This window comes from Pantoea sp. SGAir0183 (assembly GCF_043545505.1).
In genome coordinates this window covers 2,413,096-2,430,527 of sequence record NZ_CP028053.1, presented here as the reverse complement: position 1 = coordinate 2,430,527, position 17,432 = coordinate 2,413,096, and the positions used below count along the sequence as shown (strand labels likewise).

Below are 17,432 nucleotides of genomic sequence, written 5' to 3'. Positions count from 1 at the left end.
GTTTATTTTTCATGCGGTATTTTCTGAAACAGGTCGCCTCTCGTGATTAACGCACTTTGCTGGCGATACGGTATTTTACGCATAGCGTTATACCGCTGCGCTTATTAAGATAAAGGGCGATGTGATTGAGTCAGACAAAAGACAAAGCAGAGCCGGTGATAGTGTGCAGAGCGGATAAAAGGGGAACTGACAGAGGAAAAGTGCCAGTCCATGGCGTCGTCCTTCCTTAAGGCGCCTTACTCAGAACTACTTAGACGTGCGTCGGCTGGTTTTGCCGCCTTTCCGACCGGCCTCCCTGGCTCTTTCAGGATCGTTCCTGAAATTACCTCCGCTGGCTTTGCCTCCTGCACTGCCAGCTTCACTGGCGCGATCAGGATCGTTAGCAAAATTTCCGGCTCCACCTCTGTATTTCTGTTGTGTCATAGTCAGACCTCATATCAGTGTTCCGTAAGATAAAAAGGACTAGCTAGTCACACTGTCATTTTAGTTGTTACAGGAAATTATGCCACTCTGCACACGCAGACTTTTTGCGGCTTTCGTAAGTTATTTCCCGAAAAATCAGTAAGTAATATTCTCTTACGGGTGAGCGGCTGTGACGGGATGAGTGACGCTTATCGTTTACCCACTGTCAGAATGGGTTTAATGAAGCATTACCTGGAAAGATGGTCATTAACCTATTGATAAAATTGCCCAAAATGGCGAGTTAAAAATTAGCTGTTACACTTTCTGAATACCTTTCAGGAGTGACTATGAAATTAGGCTTTGCATGCAAGTACTTAAATGCGGACGGCAAGCAGTTCTTTCCCTTTCGCGCCACCACCCGGACACGTTTTCTCAGCCTGGATAAGACGCAGGGCAGCGCACTGCTTTATGAGATCGCGCAAACTAATTTGCAGAATCTGTATTTAACGCTGGAGGCGATAGCGACACAGCCTGATGCGTTAAGAATGATGCGCATTGGCAGCGATTTACTGCCGCTGTACACCGTGCCAGAAGCAAAACCCCTGTTTGCCCGTTTTTTGCCGGAACTGTATCCGCTTTTTGCCCGCTGCGGTGAACTGGCCAGACAGCATAACATTCGTCTGTCATTCCATCCGGGACAGTACAGCGTGCTGGCGTCAGACAATCCTGATGTAGTAACCCGCGCGCTGGAAGATGTGGAATACCATGCCCTGTGCGCCTGCCTGATGGGCTACGGCAAAACCTTTCAGGATTTTAAAATCAACATCCATATGAATGGCAAACGGGGTTTTGACGGGTTTAAACAGGCCTTTCACCGTCTCAGTCCCGAAGCCCGCCTGATGCTGACGGTAGAAAATGATGAGATATCCTGTTCGCTGGACGACGTGCTTCAGGCCCGTGCATTGTGTCCCGTCGTGTTAGACATTCATCATCACTGGGTGAAGGAGAATCAGTTTATTCAGGCCGATGATGTTCGTATTGCCCAAATTACAGAGTCCTGGCGTGGGGTACGGCCAGTATTGCACTATTCCATTTCGCAGGAGGGCCTTATCCCTGAGAAGGGGTTCCCCGATCAGCAGCAACTGGCGGTGCCAAAAACCAAACTGCGGGCGCACTCCGATTATTATTTCAACGCGACGCTCAATGACTGGGCATTGTCGTTTAGCGATTTCGACATTATGTGCGAAGTGAAAATGAAGAACCTGGCCAGAGAAACGCTTTACACGCAGGCAAAAAGTCACAGGCTGGTGGCCTGACAGGACCGGCGGGCAAAAAAAGAAGGGCCGGTGGCCCTTCAGATCATCACAATCCCTTTTTCAGTGGCGGAACGCCGCCTTCGATTTGTGCCTGCTGAGCACCGGAACCGGGGCGGGCATTCCCCAGCAGCGGCTCTTCTCCTAAAATATCCGGCTGCTCTTTCGCGCTAAACTCACCGCGACCGTCGAAGGAGGGGCCTTCACTCCAGCGGCCTTTCGGCAACGGTTTATCCAGTGAGGTATTCAGGCAGTAGTAAGCATGTTCCTGCGCTTCCCCTTCCTGTGGGAAACTGTCCGGGATGGGCAGCGACGCATCCAGGCCGCCTAAATCTTCGATTACCGCCAGCCACTGCTGCTGGTGCATCGTGTCGCGGGCAATCAGGAAAGACAGGAAATCCTTCATGCCTTTATCCTCAGTCAGATTGTACAGGCGCGTCGCCAGTACCCGGCCTGTGGCTTCAGCCGTCACGTTTGCCAGCATATCGGCCGCCACATTGCCGGACGCGTAAATATGGCTCATGTCAAAAGGCATGCCGTTCGCATTCACCGGCAGGGCAGCCAGCCCTGATGACAGGATATGACGGGGATTCATTCCGCCGAGAATCGCATTCACCACGGGATCTTTTGCCGAGGCTTCCTGATAAGAAAGGGGCGCGCCCTCCAGGTTGAGGGCCACCGCATGGCCCAGCATCTCAATATGGCTCAGTTCTTCAGTTGCCGTAGAGATAAGAAGATCTTTGATTCGCGCATCGCCGCGTGCGCCCATGGCCTGGAAGAAGTACTGCATTGCCACACGTATTTCGCCTTCCACGCCACCAATGGCTTGCTGGAGTAACATGGCGAATTCAGGATCGGGTTTCTCTACTCGCACGGGGTACTGCAGCTTTGATGAGTGATGAAACATGGTTATCTCCTGGTTAGTGAGGAATCGATCAACAGCCAAAAGCCTGGTCATGAATGCCAGAGAAATAAAGCGCAGCGAGGTAGGTTTTCTTCATCGCCGCTGCGTTTAACCTGTTGATTTACCGCGAAAGGAGAGGCGAGGTAAGCTGAAAAAAAATAAAAAAAAAGCCCCTGAATCAGGGGCGAATTTTTAGGGAAGGCAAAGCATCCATGCTAATTAGCGTTTCATCACAACTTATCAAAAACGGACATCGCCCGGCGTACGCTGAAGCACAATCTCCAGGGCCTGACGATAGATATCCTGCATGGTCACATCGGTTTCACATTCGAGTTTGTGGATCAAACCCAGCACGATGTCTTTTTCAGAAACGTGAGCCTTATAGGCAGCAAGCTCTGACCAGGTTTCGGCAATCACATCTTTTTCGCTGGTGAAATGGGCACCCGCGTTCATGAAATAGTCTGAAATCTGAGACTCAGTATTCGTTGTCGTTTGCATCATGGCCTCAAAATCGTTAGAAGGAAAAATTTTGCATCTGAAGGTGGAAATCCACTCACCTTCAGATGCGGTGCAAAGCACCTTTCGTTACAAGTGACTTAACATCACGCCGTAAAGTTATACAAAAAAACCAAGATTGTACAATTTTTTGTATAAAATTTTAAGTGGTCGGATGACTTTTCGGCGCTTATTGCAACATAAAATCTAAAAATATTAACATTTTCTGTTGATTTTTAAGGGGTTATTGAGGATGCTCCTCTGTGCGGCGCCTCTTTGGAAAGTTGTACAACCTTGTACAAGATGGCTTTTCTGAACGGGCCGGATTGTACAGGCGACGCGGGAACGGATCACTGTCACGCGTGCTGTGTGCGGCGGCGTCCTTCCTGGCGGCAACGTCGACATGGCAGGTTAATAACCCCTGAGCGCAGACGGGGAACCGCGTCTGGCAGGTGAACTCTGCAAACAGGCCGGGGCGGGCGCGTTGCCTGGAAGCGCCGTGTGAATCTGTCGGGAGCCGTGGTCATAATTTACTTTCTTATGAACGCGCAGGGCGTTAAGGTTTACGCCTCTTGAATCACAAGGACATGATAATGGTTAACGACTATTTTTCACTGCCGCCCGCGGGCATGACGCAGGAACAACACAAACGTACGGTCGCCGTTGCGGCGGCGCTGGCAGTGGCAAAAGAGTCAGTCAGCGCCTCGACGTCAGCGAATGGCTCTAAAGCAACCTGGGATTTGCAGGCCGTGGCAAACGAAATTGCCAATCTGGCGGATGCGATTCAGGATGCGCTGGAGGCCGACAGCACCGTGTAATCTCCCTGCCTGACGGGATGCGCGACGCTGATTGCCTTCACGTGCCAGCCGTCAGGCACGGCGACCTGGCGGGCGCAGGGCGGATTAAGGAACGTGAGCGTCAGCTGTCCGCCAGCCGGATCTCCCGGTTATATTCACGACAGACAGCTACGCAGCGAGCCGGATGCCGCTCACATCGCGTACAGGAAAAGCGGCACCGTCACGACAGGGCCACGCCGCCCGGCCACGGACACTCACGCAGTGCGGGCTTAAGGCACGCGGTGGGTGTTATCAAACCCGGCCAACAGGCGGGACATTTTTGCCTGGGGCGTGGTGTCAACGCCGTCTTTACCGCCGTCTGCCTGGCCCATCCAGCTCTCGTCGGCTTCCGGATGCGGTCCGGTTAACACAACCGTGCCTTTTCCATACGTATAGTGGGCGATAGCGACGTCACCATTCCGGTAAAAGGCCAGAGGGGTAAAACCATCCCGGGCTTGATTGCCCTCAAGGTACGGACCGTCCTGATAATAGAACCGCGTTGGCTGACGCTGCCAGTCAACGCGAATCGTGTAATCGCCCTCATCAGCAATGCCCGAGCCTGGACGGCCCACTTCCGATTCCAGCGGTGAGCTAATCAGCCCCAGCCACTGACTGTCTGCCAGGTAGGCCCCCATGCAAAGGCCCAAGAACCCCTTGCCGCTGCGAACAAACTGTCGAATAGCCCGGACGCCTTCCTCTCCCAGTGCGGCATAAGCCGCGGGAATATCCTGACCGCCGCCAGGCTGAATATAGAGATCAAACTGACGCAGGTTCTGTGCCGTCAGCCTGAGCGTTTCATGCTCGCCGATGTACGTTGTGCGAACCGGCCGGGTGAGGCCGTGGAGCGATTTCACCACCATTTCCGAACAGCCGTCACATCCTGCCGCGCCGCGATAAACGGCGATGTTCAGCGGCGGCGGGACAGCCAGCACTGCGCCGGGCATCAGGCTTAAGGCAAGCAGCAGGGCGGTCAGTCTTCCGTTACGGGGGCGAAGGATTGCATGATAAGCCAGCCTCATAGGTTATTTCCTGTCGGTTAAATAACGTGGGTATGCACGGCGTAATCCCGGCCAGTCGCCTGTGCTCAGGCAGGCGTGCTGGCGGTAAACCGGTGACTTGAGCAAGCGCTCAATTTAGGGAAGTGACGGATGCCTGTCAACGGGTTTATTGACCTGACAAACCTTTTCAGCGGCGTGATACAGCCCGTACAGACAGGCCATATCACGTGTTAACGCCGTTACGGTCGCTTAGTTTTCATAACCTGAGGCGATAATTTTTGCGGCGCTGGCCAGCACATCCTTACGCGAGGCCGCGTGTTTGTCGGTCTGCGTGTAGTAGGTCACCAGCACCAGCGGGGCATGATGCGGTGGCCAGATCACGGCGATGTCGTTGGTGGTGCCGTAATCACCGCTGCCGGTTTTATCCGCGACCACCCAGTCAGCAGGCAGACCCGCACGTATGCTGTAGGTGCCGGTTGTATTGCCCTTCATCCAGTCGGCTAACTGCTGGCGTTGAGCAGGTGCCAGCGCCGTGCCTAAAACCAGTTTTTGCAGGCTCTGCGCCATCGCTGTCGGTGACGTTGTATCACGTGTATCACCCGGAATAGCGGTATTAAGCGTGGGCTCGGTTCGATCGAGACGAAACGTGTTATCGCCGATGCTGCGGGCGAAGGCGGTCACGGCATGCGGCCCGCCAAGGCGCGTCAGCAGTTTATTCATCGCCGCGTTGTCGCTGTATTGCAAGGCCGCCGCACTGAGTTCTGCCACGGTCATCGTGCCGCCCACCTGTTTTTCGGTCACGGGGTTGTAATTCACCAGGTCGGCGTGACGAATCGCGATGTTTTCATTCAGCAGGCCTTGTGCGGTTTCCGCTTTCTTCAGAATGGCCGCCACCGTAAAGACTTTACTGGTGCTGCAAAGGGGAAAACGTTCGTTACCACGATAAGTAAAAACAGAACCATCACCGGTGTCGATCGCCGCCACGCCTAAGCGTCCGCCTGCGGCATGTTCCAGCTGCCGGACAGGTTGCGCTAACAATGCGTCATTGAAATGGGCCTCGGCGACAAAAGGGACTGCCAGCGCCAGTAGGGTTGCCGCTGCACAGATGCGCAGCCGGGGAGCCGTAGCCATATAAACCTCCGTTAATGTGTATCTGCATTCAGACATGCCCGGCACCTCACCGCCTCAGGAAGCGGGGCGTGCTGAGCGAAACGTGTAAAATGCGCCCCTCGTGAAACTTATGTCAGTTTCTGCCACCTGATGCCCCCGTTATGACACGAAGGTCGAGTTATTGCGGGACATATCGCCTGTCAAAAGTGTGACGAGGGAGAGAGTAAGGGATTTCAAATTATCGACAAGCGAGATAATTTGAGAGAAGCCAAAAGAATTTCTGGGGTTAACAATGAAAAATGATGTTCCGCTTAATGCACTCCGGGCCTTTTATGCTTCGGCCCGGTACCTGAATTTTACTCACGCAGGTATGGCACTTTTCGTCTCGCAGGCGGCCGTGAGCCAGCAGGTCAGGCTACTTGAAGAGCGGCTGGGCGTGACGTTATTTCGGCGCTTACCGCGTGGACTGGAGATGACGGATGAGTCCCGGCTGCTGTTTGCCGAGGTGTCCGAGGCGTTCACCCAGCTTGAAAAAGCCTGGCGCCGGTTTGAAGGGGGTGAATACCGCGAAGTGATGACCCTCGCCTGTGTCGGGACCTTTGCGCTGGGCTGGCTGCTGCCGCGTCTGGATGCCTTTCATCAGCAGCATCCTGCGCTGGAAGTGAACGTGCGCACCCATAATAACGTCGTGAATCTGGCGGGCGAAGGCATCGATTATGCTATTCGCTTTGGGACGGGGGCCTGGCCTGCAACGCACAACGAACCGCTGTTTACCGCACCGCTGACTGCGCTTTGCCGGCCGGATATCGCCCGTCGGCTGCAGCAGCCCGGCGATCTGTTACGGGAAACGCTGCTGCGTTCTTATCGCGCGGATGAGTGGGGCAACTGGTTCACTGCGGCAAATATCACGCCCCCCAGAATGACTGGTCCGGTTTTCGACTCCTCGCGGCTGATGGTCGAGGCAGCGGTTCAGACGGGCGGTGTCGCGCTGGTGCCGGTCTGCATGTTTCAGCGGGAGCTGGAGGCGGGCATCCTGGTGCGGCCTTTTGACATTGAGATTGATGTCGGTGGCTACTGGTTAACCTGGCTGCGATCAAAAACGCTGACGCCATCGATGGAGATATTTCGCGAATGGATAAGGCAGCAGGTAAATGGCTGACCGGATCGGTCACAAGCCCATGCGCCCCACACGCCGCTCAGGTTACGGTTGCCGGCGGAAAGCGCAGGGCGAGTCAGGCGCGCGGTGACGTTATCCCGGCATGATGACGGCGCAGGGTTAACCGATGATGCCTGCGCGGACATTGTGCGTATTCATCACACGGGCGGAGGCAACGTATTATCCTGCCATGCGGGCAAAACAGCGCGACGTTTTTTATTTTCTGAGATGAATCAGCCAGAGGATAAACTCACTGTTATTTCTCACGCCTACTTTCTGCATGATTTTTTGCTTAAGATAATAGATGACGTGTACAGGTGAAGCCATCTGGTACGCGATCTGGTTAACCGTCATACCGGTCATAAAAAGCCAGCTTAAAGAAAGTTCCTGCTCGGTTAAATAGACCTTTTTTCCCTGTGTACTTTTCAATTCCATTTTTATTCTGCCTCTCAATGCTTTTTTCAATGCCACGGTGATAGCCGTGTTTGGCGGTAATGCAGGCATGATAGGCAAACGTGTTGGATATCACAGTATAAATCATTTCACGTTATCTTATTTTTTTTTAACTATATGATTATTATTATTTTTAATCCGGATGAGACACGTTCACATCACAAAAGATGAACGTTGTATCTGGCGATCCTGTCTTCATTTTTGCAAAAAAGATTGGCTGTAGTGATTTTCCCGTCATAAAGGGCGAGCGTGCAGCGTGAAACAGCGCTGGCAAATCAGACCCCGTTTATCGCCTGCTATTTTGACGCCTTTTTCGGACTTGCTTAGGGCTATTTTTATCACTATGCACGGTCAGGCGGTTGTTTATTTCCGTTATCGTCTACGCGCCGCTTGTACGCTTAGCCGATTGATGTTGCTAACGCTGTCAGCATTATTTCCGCCCGGGTTGTGCGGCGAATAAATACGCGCCGCTAACGGGCAGCGTTCCGTGCTTTTTAAACATCCGTTCAGCGAAGAGAAGAATTCTGCATGCGCCGGCGAAAAAACAACCGGTACGGTTAATGGCTGCACAGGCCTGTCATAAGGCGGTGAAAAGGGCAGAAAAAAATATCCATCCACATCAACTGGTTTACATAAACCTCTCCGGTTTCGCTTGATCGCACTGGCGGATCGCGATTACTGTAATTATATACAGTAATTTGGCGTGAGAGGTGAATATGGAATTTATCAGGCCAGCAAAAGTGAGCACGCCTTTGCAATTACCGCTGTTTGTCGAGCGGGTGCCGTGCGGTTTTCCGTCTCCGGCGCAGGACTACGTTGAGCAGCGGATTGATTTGAACAAGCTCATCGTTCAGCATCCCAGTTCGACATACTTTGTGCGCGTCAGTGGAGAATCGATGTCCGGAGCGGGCATTAACGACGGCGATATGCTGGTGGTGGACAGCGCACTGGTGGCTTCTCATGGCGATATTGTGGTGGCCGCGATTGAGGGCGAATTTACCGTCAAGCGGCTTCAGCTTCAGCCCTGCCTGCAACTGATGCCAATGAACCGTCAGTTCAAACCCATTGTGATTAGCACAGAAGACGCGCTCGAAGTGTTTGGCGTTGTGACCTATGTGATCAAGTCGGTTTATTAATCATGTTTGCGCTGGTTGATGTGAACAATTTTTATGCCTCCTGTGAAACGGTGTTTCGACCGGATCTCAAGGGCAAGCCCATTATTGTGCTCTCTAACAACGATGGCTGTGTGATTGCGCGTAATGCCGAAGCCAAAGCCCTTGGCGTCACCATGGCCGTGCCGTTTTTTAAAATGCGAGAAATCATTGCCCGCCATAACGTGCAGGTCTTTAGCTCTAACTATGCGCTGTATGCGGATATGAGCACCCGGGTCATGACGCTACTGGAGGAAATGGCCCCGTCGGTAGAAATTTATTCGATTGATGAGGCCTTTCTGGATTTAACCGGCGTCAGCCACTGCATGTCGCTTGATACCCTGGGGCACCAGATTAAAAAACGCATCAAAAAAGAAATTCATCTTAACGTCTGTGTCGGGATTGCCCCTACCAAGACGCTGGCGAAGCTGGCGAATTTTGCGGCCAAAAAATGGGCAGGCTACACCAACGGTGTGGTCGATCTGTCCGATCCGGTGCGCCAGCAAAAACTGCTGGCGAAGGTGCCGGTCAAGGATATCTGGGGCGTTGGCCGCCGTCTCAGCCAGCGGCTTGAGGAGATGGGGATAACCTCGGCCGCAGACCTGGCGCGTCAGCGTCCCAGCCTGATTCGTAAGAATTTCAGCGTGGTGCTGGAACGCACGGTCAGAGAATTATGCGGTGAACCCTGTCAGGATTTAGAAGCCCTCGAACCCACCAAACAGCAGATCATGTGCTCACGTTCTTTCAGTAGCCGTCTTTCAGACTATGCACAGGTGCGTGAGGCAGTCTGTACCTATGCCGAACGTGCCGCCGAAAAACTGCGGAAAGAAAAACAGTACTGCCGACAAATCGGGGTGTTTCTGCGCACCAGCCCCCATGCCGTTGGTGAAAACTTTTACGGTAATCAGGCCACTGGTCAGTTACTGACGCCGTCGCACGATACGCGCGACATTATCCGGGTGGCGACCGACATGCTGGACTACATCTGGATCGCGGGCCACCGCTATATCAAAGCGGGCGTTGTCCTGAGCGACTTCTTTGACCACGGTGTGACTCAATTGGATTTGTTTGATGAGCGACCGGTCAACCCGGGCCGTAACGATCTGATGCAGGTTATCGATCAGATCCACAAAGCGGGCAAGGGGAAAATGTGGTTCGCCGGACAGGGGACAGAAAAGCGCTGGGCGATGAAGCGCGAAATGCTGTCGCCAGCTTATACCACGCGCATCAGCGATCTGCCGGTGGTGAAGTAAGGCGCGGGCAGGGATGACAGCAACAGAATGCTCTTATAAGGGGGCCGTTTGGGCTGCCGCTCGGTTTAAATCTGGCGTTGTGGTCTAGGCTAAAACAGGTATCCATCCCCTTAAGGAGAGCTTTGTCATGTCAGAACTCAGTAAATCGCCGGTGGCAGATCGGGCCGAACATCACGCCTTTTTTCCTTCTGCCTACTCACTTGACCAGTTCACCCGTCCCACATCTGATCTCGGTGATGCCGACTATCCCCAGCCGTATTCAGGGAATAAAAAGGTCCTGGTGATCTGCACCGACGAGCGCTATCTGCCGCTTGATAACGACACCCTGTTTTCCACCGGTAACCATCCGATTGAAACGCTGCTTCCGATGTATCACCTGTATCAGGCCGGTTTCCAGTTTGATGTGGCGACGTTGTCCGGGCAGATGGTGAAGTTTGAACACTGGGCGATGCCCCAGCAGGATGAGGTGGTCATTGGCTTTTACAATCACTGCCTGTCGCTGTTTCGTTCCCCGCTGACGCTGAACGCTGTCGTTCAGTCACTGACGCCCCGGTCAGAGTACGCAGGCGTCTTTATTCCGGGCGGTCACGGCGCGCTGATAGGGCTGCCCGAAAGTGAAGCCGTCGCTGAGGTGATCCGCTGGACGCTGGCCAACGATCGTCACCTGATTTCGCTGTGCCATGGCCCGGCTGCCTTTCTTGCTCTGGACAAAGGCGACAATCCGCTTAATGGCTATAAAATTTGCGCCTTCCCCGATGCGACCGACAAACAAACACCGGATATCGGCTACATGCCGGGACAGTTAACCTGGTTCTTTGGGGAGAAACTTCAGGCCATGGGACTGACGCTGGTGAACAGCGATATTAAAGGGACCGTGCATAAAGATCGCCGGGTACTGACGGGCGACAGTCCCTTTGCGGCGAACGCGCTCGGTAAACTGGCGGCAGACGAGCTGCTTAAAGCCAACGCCTGATCGGCCTGCTTTTTATCCCACCACGGCATCGCCTGCACCGCACTTTGTGCAGACGATGCGCCGGGGTGGGATTCGGGTGTACTTGCACCCGGTGCCTGAGATACAATCGTTCTGCCTATCGTTTCCGGGTAATGTCGGAAATGCAGCCTCTCAAACTGGTCGTCATGAGCAGCCAACAATCCACAGCGAATAAACAAAAAGAACGCGGCAGGCCCAGAGAATTTGATATCGAACAGGCTCTGGACCAGGCGATGATCGTGTTCCGGCAAAAAGGATATCATGCCGCCTCGCTTAACGATTTGAGTGAGGCAATGCAGCTTTCTGTCGGTAGTATCTACAAAGCGTTTCAGGACAAGCGATCGTTGTTCCTGCTGGTTTTTCAGCGTTACATCACGCTCCGCAACGAGGATCTGCGCGGACGCCTGGCCCGCTTTTCGACCGGCCGCGCAAAGTTAAGTGAACTACTCCAGTTTTATCTGGATTCTTCCCGGTCAACGGAAGGGCGGACCGGCTGTCTGGTCGTAGGCAGTGCTATTGAATTACAGGTGCTGGATGCGGAGCTGTCACAACAGGTTACACAGGTTATCTTCCGCAATAAGGCCTTTCTGATGTCACTCTTGCAGGAAGGGCAGCATGATGGCTCCATCAGGCGCGACCTGGATGTGGAGACGGCTGCAGGACTGATTTTGCGTATTGCCTTTGGTATGCGTGTTACCGGCAAGGTGGCGGATGTACACGATGAACAGGCTACGATTGCGCTGGCCCTGAAAATCCTGGATTAATCTTTGCTCATTTAGGAAGTAAATATTCCCTTATGTCATCCATGCAGGGTGGCCGGTCACCCACGGGCTGCCAGACACAGGCACAGTGTGCCTTCTCTAAAACACTTTGCTGTTACAGAAAAAGTAAAATTTGAGGATTATGCGTGAAACATGACAGGGCAAACATCGGTGAAGAGATTCACGCGCTTTTAGGGCGCGTTGTGTCAGACATCCTGCAGCCGGGTAAAACGCTCACACTGCAGGAAATTATTGGTGCGTTGCACCAGCAAAGTCTACAGACAAGCTGTAAAACGACCCGACAGATCTGCGAAGAGGCTATCCGTATCCTAGCGCATAAACTCCATTAATGACGACGGGCTGAAGCAAGGAAGCCTGTACGGCCGTCACGTCACAGTAACGACAGCAGCAACAATAATGCCAGCAGCAGCAGCGAAAAGGCCGCAACGGCTTCGCAACGATGCCCCGTCCCGTCACGGCAGTCACTGGCCGTCTTAACGACCAAACAGCAACCCAATCAGTTCACGGCAAAGGCGCTCTTCTTCCTGACTGGCTGACAGCTCAAGACGGCGCAGCAGTTTAGTGCAGATAGACTTACGGTTCACGTTCTGACCGGCGCGTAAAATATCTACCACGATTTGCCCCAGCATTTCCTGCTGTGAAGGGAGACCCGCCGCAGAAAAATAGCGGGAGATATCGTCGGCGCTCTGCGGTAAGCGATGATTGCGTTGCATAGATGTTCTCGGGTGGTTCAAAAGTAGTCAGTTGAAAGTAGCGTAAAGTTATACAATAAAATAAAACTTGTACAGCTATTTTCGCAGAAAAAGTGCGCGGCGCGATTCAGGCGGGGACAAGGAGAAGGGCGGAAAGCGGACACAGAGAGAATACAGACAGTTAGCACGCAGTAAACGCGGACGCATCCGGCGCCCGCGAAGCGCGGTATCGCACTAACCTGTCAGCGTTAATGCTCGGTCACATTGGCGGGAACCTGGCCCGTTACTACCATCCAGTTGAGTTCGGCCCGCTCGCGCGTGGCCACGTTAATAAAGCTTTTCAGCCATTTACGCGCATCGGCGATCAGGAGCACGCGCTCATCGTCGCTTTCATGGTCCGCCATCGTGCTGAGCTGGCGAATCAGTGAAACCACCGTGATCTCCTCATTCTGTAGTGCCAGGTTCACCGCAGCTTCACCAATAATCTTATGACCGGTAGCCTCATCGTGAAAATTCATATGCACCTCCTGAGAGTGAGTGAGAATGTCGTCGACCCAGTGATTAGTTTAGTAAAAGGAATGAATAGCGATAGTGTGATTTCATTCGGTGATACCTATCAAAGAAAATATTAAAAAAAGTGAACTTTCATACCGCAGGCTAACACCTTAATAAGCGAGCGAAAATTTATACAGACCCGTTTTATCCGCCAGAATTGAAGTGATTAAACCACTAGATAGTGGCGAACTGGCCTGAAATTACGATAGGTCCCTGACACGGTGACCTGGCCGTCAGCGGCATTCCGGACCGCAACCTGACGCTGTAAATAAAATGTCCATAAGAAAGAGATGCTAATGTGTTTGTATTGTCGCAAAGCAAAGTGAGAGGGAATGAAAAAGGCCATAACAGGCGAGCGCCTGTGTCAGAAAGACAAAAGGATATATGAGCCATGAACATGCCGTGTAAGTCGTTATTACACTGTTTTCGACGATCTGTTATTTCCGGATAAAAAGATATTGAGAGGGTGAAGCAATGAAGAGGCGGCAGGAAATAAAAAAGCCGCCCTGATCAGGCGGCAACGCTGTTATTTTGGCACTTCGGAAACGGCTTTAACGTCCGCTTTATTAATCTGCTGTTTCACACCATTGGCATCGGTATAACCCAGTAAACCGGCATCAGATTCAGACGGCTTACCGTCGCTGATAATAGTGCGGCCATCGTTGGTATGAATAGCGTAGCTTGTGCGGGTACAACCTGTTAATGCGGTCATGCCGATCAAAACTGCCAGCGGTAAAATCAGAGTCTTCTTCATATTATCCACCTTATTTCTGTGATTGAGTCCGTTAGTTATCAAGTTCACTCATATTGCTGATCTGATCGCGATTAATTTGTTCGGTTTTGCCTGTCTGGGCGTCACGATAGGACACCAGCCCCGTATCGCTGTCAATGTGAGGCTTACCATCGGTCACTATTGTACGGCCGTCTGACGTTTTAATGGACTGGTTGGAAGAACAACCGGCTAACGTTGCCAGAGAGAGGGCAAGCAAAACGGCAGCTGACAGGGATTTAGTATGCATTTCATCTCCTTGAAGTGGACCTTGAATTAAACAGCATAGTCGCTTTTGAGAATTTTGCAGGGCGGTGAGCGAAACAATAAACGCACTTGCGCAGAAAAAGCGCGAATAGCTAAAGCGTATTTATTCCTCTCAGAAATTTCACATTTAGCGCCTGCGGTTTGGTATTTAGTCTGCGGCCCTTTACGCTCGTTGACAGGTTAACGAAAAAAAGGAATCGAGAATGAAATGGCAAATGGGTGCAGTTGCAGCGTTATTAATGGGTTCCGTTGCTTGTGCGGCAGAAACAACCGCGATGAAGAATCCGCTGAGTGTACACGTATTAAATCTGGAGACCGGCACGCCGACTCCCGGTATTTCTGTTGACCTCGAACATAAAGAACAGGGCAAGTGGGTTAAGCTTTCCTCAGGGGTAACCGATAAAAACGGCAGAATTAGTGCACTATTCCCGACAGATAAACAATATGAAACGGGCGATTATAAAGTTGTATTTAAAACGGGAGATTATTATCAGAAGGTTCAGCACGCGTCCTTTTTCCCGGAAATTCCGGTGATATTTCACATGGACAAAAGTGAATCGCATTACCATATTCCATTGCTGCTGAGCCCGTACGGCTATTCTACCTATCGCGGTAATTAATCCTCACCGGCAACGCCTGAATACCCGGTTGTTGCCGGTCTCTTTCGCCCCCTCCGCCCTGGTCATCGCCGCGCGATGTCGCGTTTTCCCGACCAAACCCTGGCTTTGCAGTCTTCACCTTGCCACGTCCGGACAAAAAAACTTTTGCTGCTACGGGTGCGATCATCGGTTAAATTGCCCCTCTGTGCCGGAACGGTTAACCTGCCGGTGCCGGAACCTTCATACCGAACAAAGCAGGGCGCGTTGTGCCTGCTTTACGTACAGGAGAATCGCTGATGCGAAAAGGATTAACTGTGGTTGCCATGGTCATGCTGTCAGGCTGCAGCCTGATGCACAAATCGTCGCCCGCGCCAGAAACGTTACACTATCGCTGTGGCACCTTGCCGCTCACCGTCACCCTGGATAACGCTAAAGATCAGGTCAGCTTTATCATGGATGGCAAACCGCTGACGCTGATGCAAACCGTTTCTGCCTCCGGGGCCCGCTACAGCGACGGACAGTATGTTTTCTGGTCTAAAGGAAACGGTGCTTTTATTGAGCGCAACGATAAAATCGTCGTGAATGACTGCGAGCTGCAACCGGCTGGTTAACGTTATCTGAGTGAGTGTGCATGATGAGTGATAATGAAATGCTGCAAAACATTGCCCACCTGCGTCGTGAATACACGCGCGGTGGTCTGCGTCGTAACGATTTGCCGGATAATCCGCTGGCGCTGTTCGAAAGCTGGTTAAAGCAGGCCTGCGAGGCACAATTGCCCGATCCTACAGCCATGACGGTAGCCACGGTCGATGAACAAGGCCAGCCTTATCAGCGTATCGTGCTGTTGAAGCATTATGATGAGCAGGGCATGGTGTTCTATACCAACCTCGGCAGCCGTAAAGCACAACATCTGGCCAACAATCCGCGTATTTCGCTGCATTTCCCGTGGCATTTTCTGGAGCGCCAGGTCATGGTGCTGGGCGAAGTCGAAAAACTGTCGCCGCTGGACGTCCTGAAATATTTCAGCAGCCGCCCGCGTGACAGCCAGATCGGTGCCTGGGTTTCGCGTCAGTCCAGCCGGATTTCTGCCCGTGGTGTGCTGGAAGCGAAGTTTCTGGAACTGAAGCAGAAATTCCAGCAGGGCGATGTGCCGCTGCCCAGTTTTTGGGGCGGCTATCGGGTAAAATTTAACACCATGGAGTTCTGGCAAGGGGGCGAACATCGCCTTCACGATCGTTTCCTCTACCAACGGGATAACGACGGCTGGAAAATTGACCGACTCGCCCCGTAAAACTGCGCTTTCCCCTTATAAGCGCTGGCACAGAAGCCGTCAGCGCTTTATGCTATAGCCCTCATTTTTTTCTTCCGCAACTCAGCGGAAAGCTGTGTACCAGCCTAGGTGCAGTCTGATCAATTTGGAGTCAGTGATGACCAGCAGTAACCTGATACAACAATTGCAAGAACGGGGCCTGATCGCCCAGGTGACGGATGAAGACGCGTTAGTCGAGAAACTGGCGCAAGGGCCAATTTCGCTCTATTGCGGCTTTGACCCCACTGCTGACAGCTTGCACTTGGGCCATCTGGTACCGCTGCTCTGCCTGAAACGTTTTCAGGACGCCGGACACAGGCCGGTGGCGCTGGTGGGCGGCGCAACCGGTCTGATTGGCGATCCCAGTTTTAAAGCGGCAGAGCGTAAGCTCAACACCAGCGAAACCGTCGGTGAATGGGTCGAAAAAATCCGTAAACAGGTTGCGCCATTCCTGGATTTTGACTGTGGGGCGAACAGTGCGATTGCGGCCAACAACTATGACTGGTTTGGCAATATGAACGTGCTGACCTTCCTGCGTGACATTGGTAAACACTTCTCGGTTAACCAGATGATCAACAAGGAAGCGGTCAAACAGCGTCTGAACCGTGACGACCAGGGGATCTCGTTTACCGAATTCTCCTACAACCTGTTGCAGGGCTATGATTTTGCCTGCCTGAACGAACTGCACGGCGTAACGCTGCAGATCGGCGGCTCGGACCAGTGGGGCAACATCACTTCCGGTATCGATCTGACACGTCGTCTGCATCAGAACCAGGTGTTTGGTCTGACCGTTCCTCTGATCACCAAATCGGACGGCACCAAGTTCGGTAAGACCGAAGGCGGCGCGGTCTGGCTGGATGCTAAGAAAACCAGCCCGTACAAGTTCTACCAGTTCTGGATCAACACCGCCGATGCGGATGTTTACCGTTTCCTGAAATTCTTCACGTTCCTGAGCATTGAAGAGATTACTGCCCTGGAAGAAGAAGATAAAAACAGCGGAACCGCGCCGCGTGCACAGTATGTCCTGGCCGAGCAGGTTACGCGCCTGGTTCATGGCGAAGAGGGGCTGGCAGCCGCGAAACGCATCACGGAAAGTCTGTTCTCCGGTGCGCTCAGTGACATGACCGAGGCCGATTTCGAACAGCTGGCGCAGGACGGCATGCCCACCATCACGCTGTCTGCTGAGGACGATCTGCAGCAGGCACTGGTTAAAGCGGAGCTGGTACCCTCACGCGGCCAGGCGCGCACCATGATTGGCTCAAATGCCGTATCGCTGAACGGTGAGAAGCAGTCTGATGCAGAATACCGCTTCCGCGACAGCGACAAGCTGTTTAACCGCTTCACGTTATTACGCCGCGGTAAAAAACATTACTGCCTGATCAACTGGCAGTAGCTTT

At 52.7% G+C, this 17,432-nt stretch carries 22 protein-coding genes; 12 read left to right on the top strand and 10 right to left on the bottom strand.

What is annotated here, in order from left to right; all coding sequences use genetic code 11:
• Positions 1–246: 246 nt before the first annotated feature.
• The gene (locus tag C1N59_RS11300; protein WP_072021692.1) at positions 247–423 is read right to left on the bottom strand and encodes a con-10 family general stress protein; all 177 of its coding nucleotides are present in this window, start codon (positions 421–423) and stop codon (positions 247–249) included.
• A gap of 326 nt (positions 424–749) precedes the next feature.
• Here C1N59_RS11300 and C1N59_RS11295 point away from each other — a divergent pair, with 326 nt between their 5' ends.
• The gene (locus C1N59_RS11295) at positions 750–1,718 is read left to right on the top strand and encodes an apurinic/apyrimidinic endonuclease family protein (RefSeq protein WP_394549518.1); all 969 of its coding nucleotides are present in this window, start codon (positions 750–752) and stop codon (positions 1,716–1,718) included.
• Between the two features lie 46 nt (positions 1,719–1,764).
• On the opposite strand, the gene C1N59_RS11290 is transcribed toward C1N59_RS11295, so the two are convergent.
• Both C1N59_RS11290 and C1N59_RS11285 read right to left on the bottom strand, forming a co-directional pair.
• On the bottom strand, positions 1,765–2,622 hold the full coding sequence (locus tag C1N59_RS11290; RefSeq protein WP_039340546.1) for a manganese catalase family protein: 858 nt from the start codon (positions 2,620–2,622) through the stop codon (positions 1,765–1,767).
• A 237-nt stretch (positions 2,623–2,859) separates the two neighbouring features.
• Complete coding sequence (locus C1N59_RS11285; RefSeq protein ID WP_033741464.1) at positions 2,860–3,117, bottom strand: biofilm development regulator YmgB/AriR family protein; 258 nt, start codon at positions 3,115–3,117, stop codon at positions 2,860–2,862.
• A 590-nt stretch (positions 3,118–3,707) separates the two neighbouring features.
• Here C1N59_RS11285 and C1N59_RS11280 point away from each other — a divergent pair.
• Positions 3,708–3,932: a hypothetical protein gene (locus C1N59_RS11280; RefSeq protein ID WP_394549517.1), complete on the top strand. Its 225-nt coding sequence runs from the start codon at positions 3,708–3,710 to the stop codon at positions 3,930–3,932.
• A gap of 248 nt (positions 3,933–4,180) precedes the next feature.
• On the opposite strand, the gene C1N59_RS11275 is transcribed toward C1N59_RS11280, so the two are convergent.
• Positions 4,181–4,969, bottom strand: a complete 789-nt coding sequence (locus tag C1N59_RS11275) for a BPL-N domain-containing protein (protein WP_394549516.1) — start codon at positions 4,967–4,969, stop codon at positions 4,181–4,183.
• 228 nt (positions 4,970–5,197) lie between these two features.
• Positions 5,198–6,079 (bottom strand): class A beta-lactamase, encoded by an 882-nt coding sequence (bla, locus tag C1N59_RS11270; RefSeq protein WP_205955257.1) that lies wholly within the window; start codon positions 6,077–6,079, stop codon positions 5,198–5,200.
• 271 nt (positions 6,080–6,350) lie between these two features.
• Between bla and C1N59_RS11265 the strand changes: the two genes are divergently transcribed.
• Entirely contained in the window at positions 6,351–7,217 is an 867-nt protein-coding gene (locus C1N59_RS11265; RefSeq protein WP_162285647.1) for a LysR family transcriptional regulator, read from the top strand.
• A 213-nt stretch (positions 7,218–7,430) separates the two neighbouring features.
• Here the strand turns inward: C1N59_RS11265 and C1N59_RS11260 are convergent, their stop codons facing one another.
• A complete protein-coding gene (locus C1N59_RS11260; protein WP_155489647.1) occupies positions 7,431–7,718 on the bottom strand; it encodes a helix-turn-helix transcriptional regulator in 288 nt (95 codons plus the stop codon).
• Between the two features lie 665 nt (positions 7,719–8,383).
• Here C1N59_RS11260 and umuD point away from each other — a divergent pair.
• The 5 genes from umuD (at position 8,384) to C1N59_RS11235 (ending at position 12,173) form a co-directional block, all read left to right on the top strand.
• Positions 8,384–8,803, top strand: a complete 420-nt coding sequence (umuD, locus tag C1N59_RS11255; protein WP_033741198.1) for a translesion error-prone DNA polymerase V autoproteolytic subunit — start codon at positions 8,384–8,386, stop codon at positions 8,801–8,803.
• A gap of 2 nt (positions 8,804–8,805) precedes the next feature.
• The gene (gene umuC / locus C1N59_RS11250) at positions 8,806–10,071 is read left to right on the top strand and encodes a translesion error-prone DNA polymerase V subunit UmuC (RefSeq protein ID WP_394549515.1); all 1,266 of its coding nucleotides are present in this window, start codon (positions 8,806–8,808) and stop codon (positions 10,069–10,071) included.
• Positions 10,072–10,198: 127 nt separating this feature from the next.
• Complete coding sequence (hchA, locus tag C1N59_RS11245) at positions 10,199–11,044, top strand: glyoxalase III HchA (protein ID WP_394549514.1); 846 nt, start codon at positions 10,199–10,201, stop codon at positions 11,042–11,044.
• A 140-nt stretch (positions 11,045–11,184) separates the two neighbouring features.
• Complete coding sequence (locus C1N59_RS11240; RefSeq protein ID WP_375096253.1) at positions 11,185–11,826, top strand: TetR/AcrR family transcriptional regulator; 642 nt, start codon at positions 11,185–11,187, stop codon at positions 11,824–11,826.
• 143 nt (positions 11,827–11,969) lie between these two features.
• On the top strand, positions 11,970–12,173 hold the full coding sequence (locus C1N59_RS11235) for a hypothetical protein (protein WP_394549512.1): 204 nt from the start codon (positions 11,970–11,972) through the stop codon (positions 12,171–12,173).
• A gap of 144 nt (positions 12,174–12,317) precedes the next feature.
• Here C1N59_RS11235 and ycgZ read toward each other — a convergent pair whose 3' ends face one another.
• From ycgZ to C1N59_RS11215, 4 genes are all read right to left on the bottom strand, one after another.
• Entirely contained in the window at positions 12,318–12,557 is a 240-nt protein-coding gene (ycgZ, locus tag C1N59_RS11230; RefSeq protein ID WP_033741208.1) for a regulatory protein YcgZ, read from the bottom strand.
• Between the two features lie 227 nt (positions 12,558–12,784).
• Positions 12,785–13,054, bottom strand: a complete 270-nt coding sequence (locus C1N59_RS11225; RefSeq protein ID WP_033741209.1) for a hypothetical protein — start codon at positions 13,052–13,054, stop codon at positions 12,785–12,787.
• A gap of 563 nt (positions 13,055–13,617) precedes the next feature.
• A complete protein-coding gene (locus tag C1N59_RS11220; protein WP_033741210.1) occupies positions 13,618–13,845 on the bottom strand; it encodes a YgdI/YgdR family lipoprotein in 228 nt (75 codons plus the stop codon).
• A gap of 31 nt (positions 13,846–13,876) precedes the next feature.
• The gene (locus C1N59_RS11215; protein ID WP_054633875.1) at positions 13,877–14,110 is read right to left on the bottom strand and encodes a YgdI/YgdR family lipoprotein; all 234 of its coding nucleotides are present in this window, start codon (positions 14,108–14,110) and stop codon (positions 13,877–13,879) included.
• Positions 14,111–14,330: 220 nt separating this feature from the next.
• Between C1N59_RS11215 and uraH the strand changes: the two genes are divergently transcribed.
• From uraH to tyrS, 4 genes are all read left to right on the top strand, one after another.
• The gene (uraH, locus tag C1N59_RS11210; RefSeq protein WP_006119009.1) at positions 14,331–14,747 is read left to right on the top strand and encodes a hydroxyisourate hydrolase; all 417 of its coding nucleotides are present in this window, start codon (positions 14,331–14,333) and stop codon (positions 14,745–14,747) included.
• 275 nt (positions 14,748–15,022) lie between these two features.
• Positions 15,023–15,337 carry an MliC family protein gene (locus C1N59_RS11205; RefSeq protein WP_394549510.1) on the top strand — a complete coding sequence of 105 codons (315 nt, stop codon included), beginning with the start codon at positions 15,023–15,025 and terminating at the stop codon, positions 15,335–15,337.
• A 23-nt stretch (positions 15,338–15,360) separates the two neighbouring features.
• A complete protein-coding gene (gene pdxH, locus C1N59_RS11200) occupies positions 15,361–16,017 on the top strand; it encodes a pyridoxamine 5'-phosphate oxidase (protein ID WP_033741468.1) in 657 nt (218 codons plus the stop codon).
• A 136-nt stretch (positions 16,018–16,153) separates the two neighbouring features.
• Positions 16,154–17,428 carry a tyrosine--tRNA ligase gene (gene tyrS / locus C1N59_RS11195; RefSeq protein WP_110267562.1) on the top strand — a complete coding sequence of 425 codons (1,275 nt, stop codon included), beginning with the start codon at positions 16,154–16,156 and terminating at the stop codon, positions 17,426–17,428.
• Positions 17,429–17,432 lie beyond the last annotated feature (4 nt).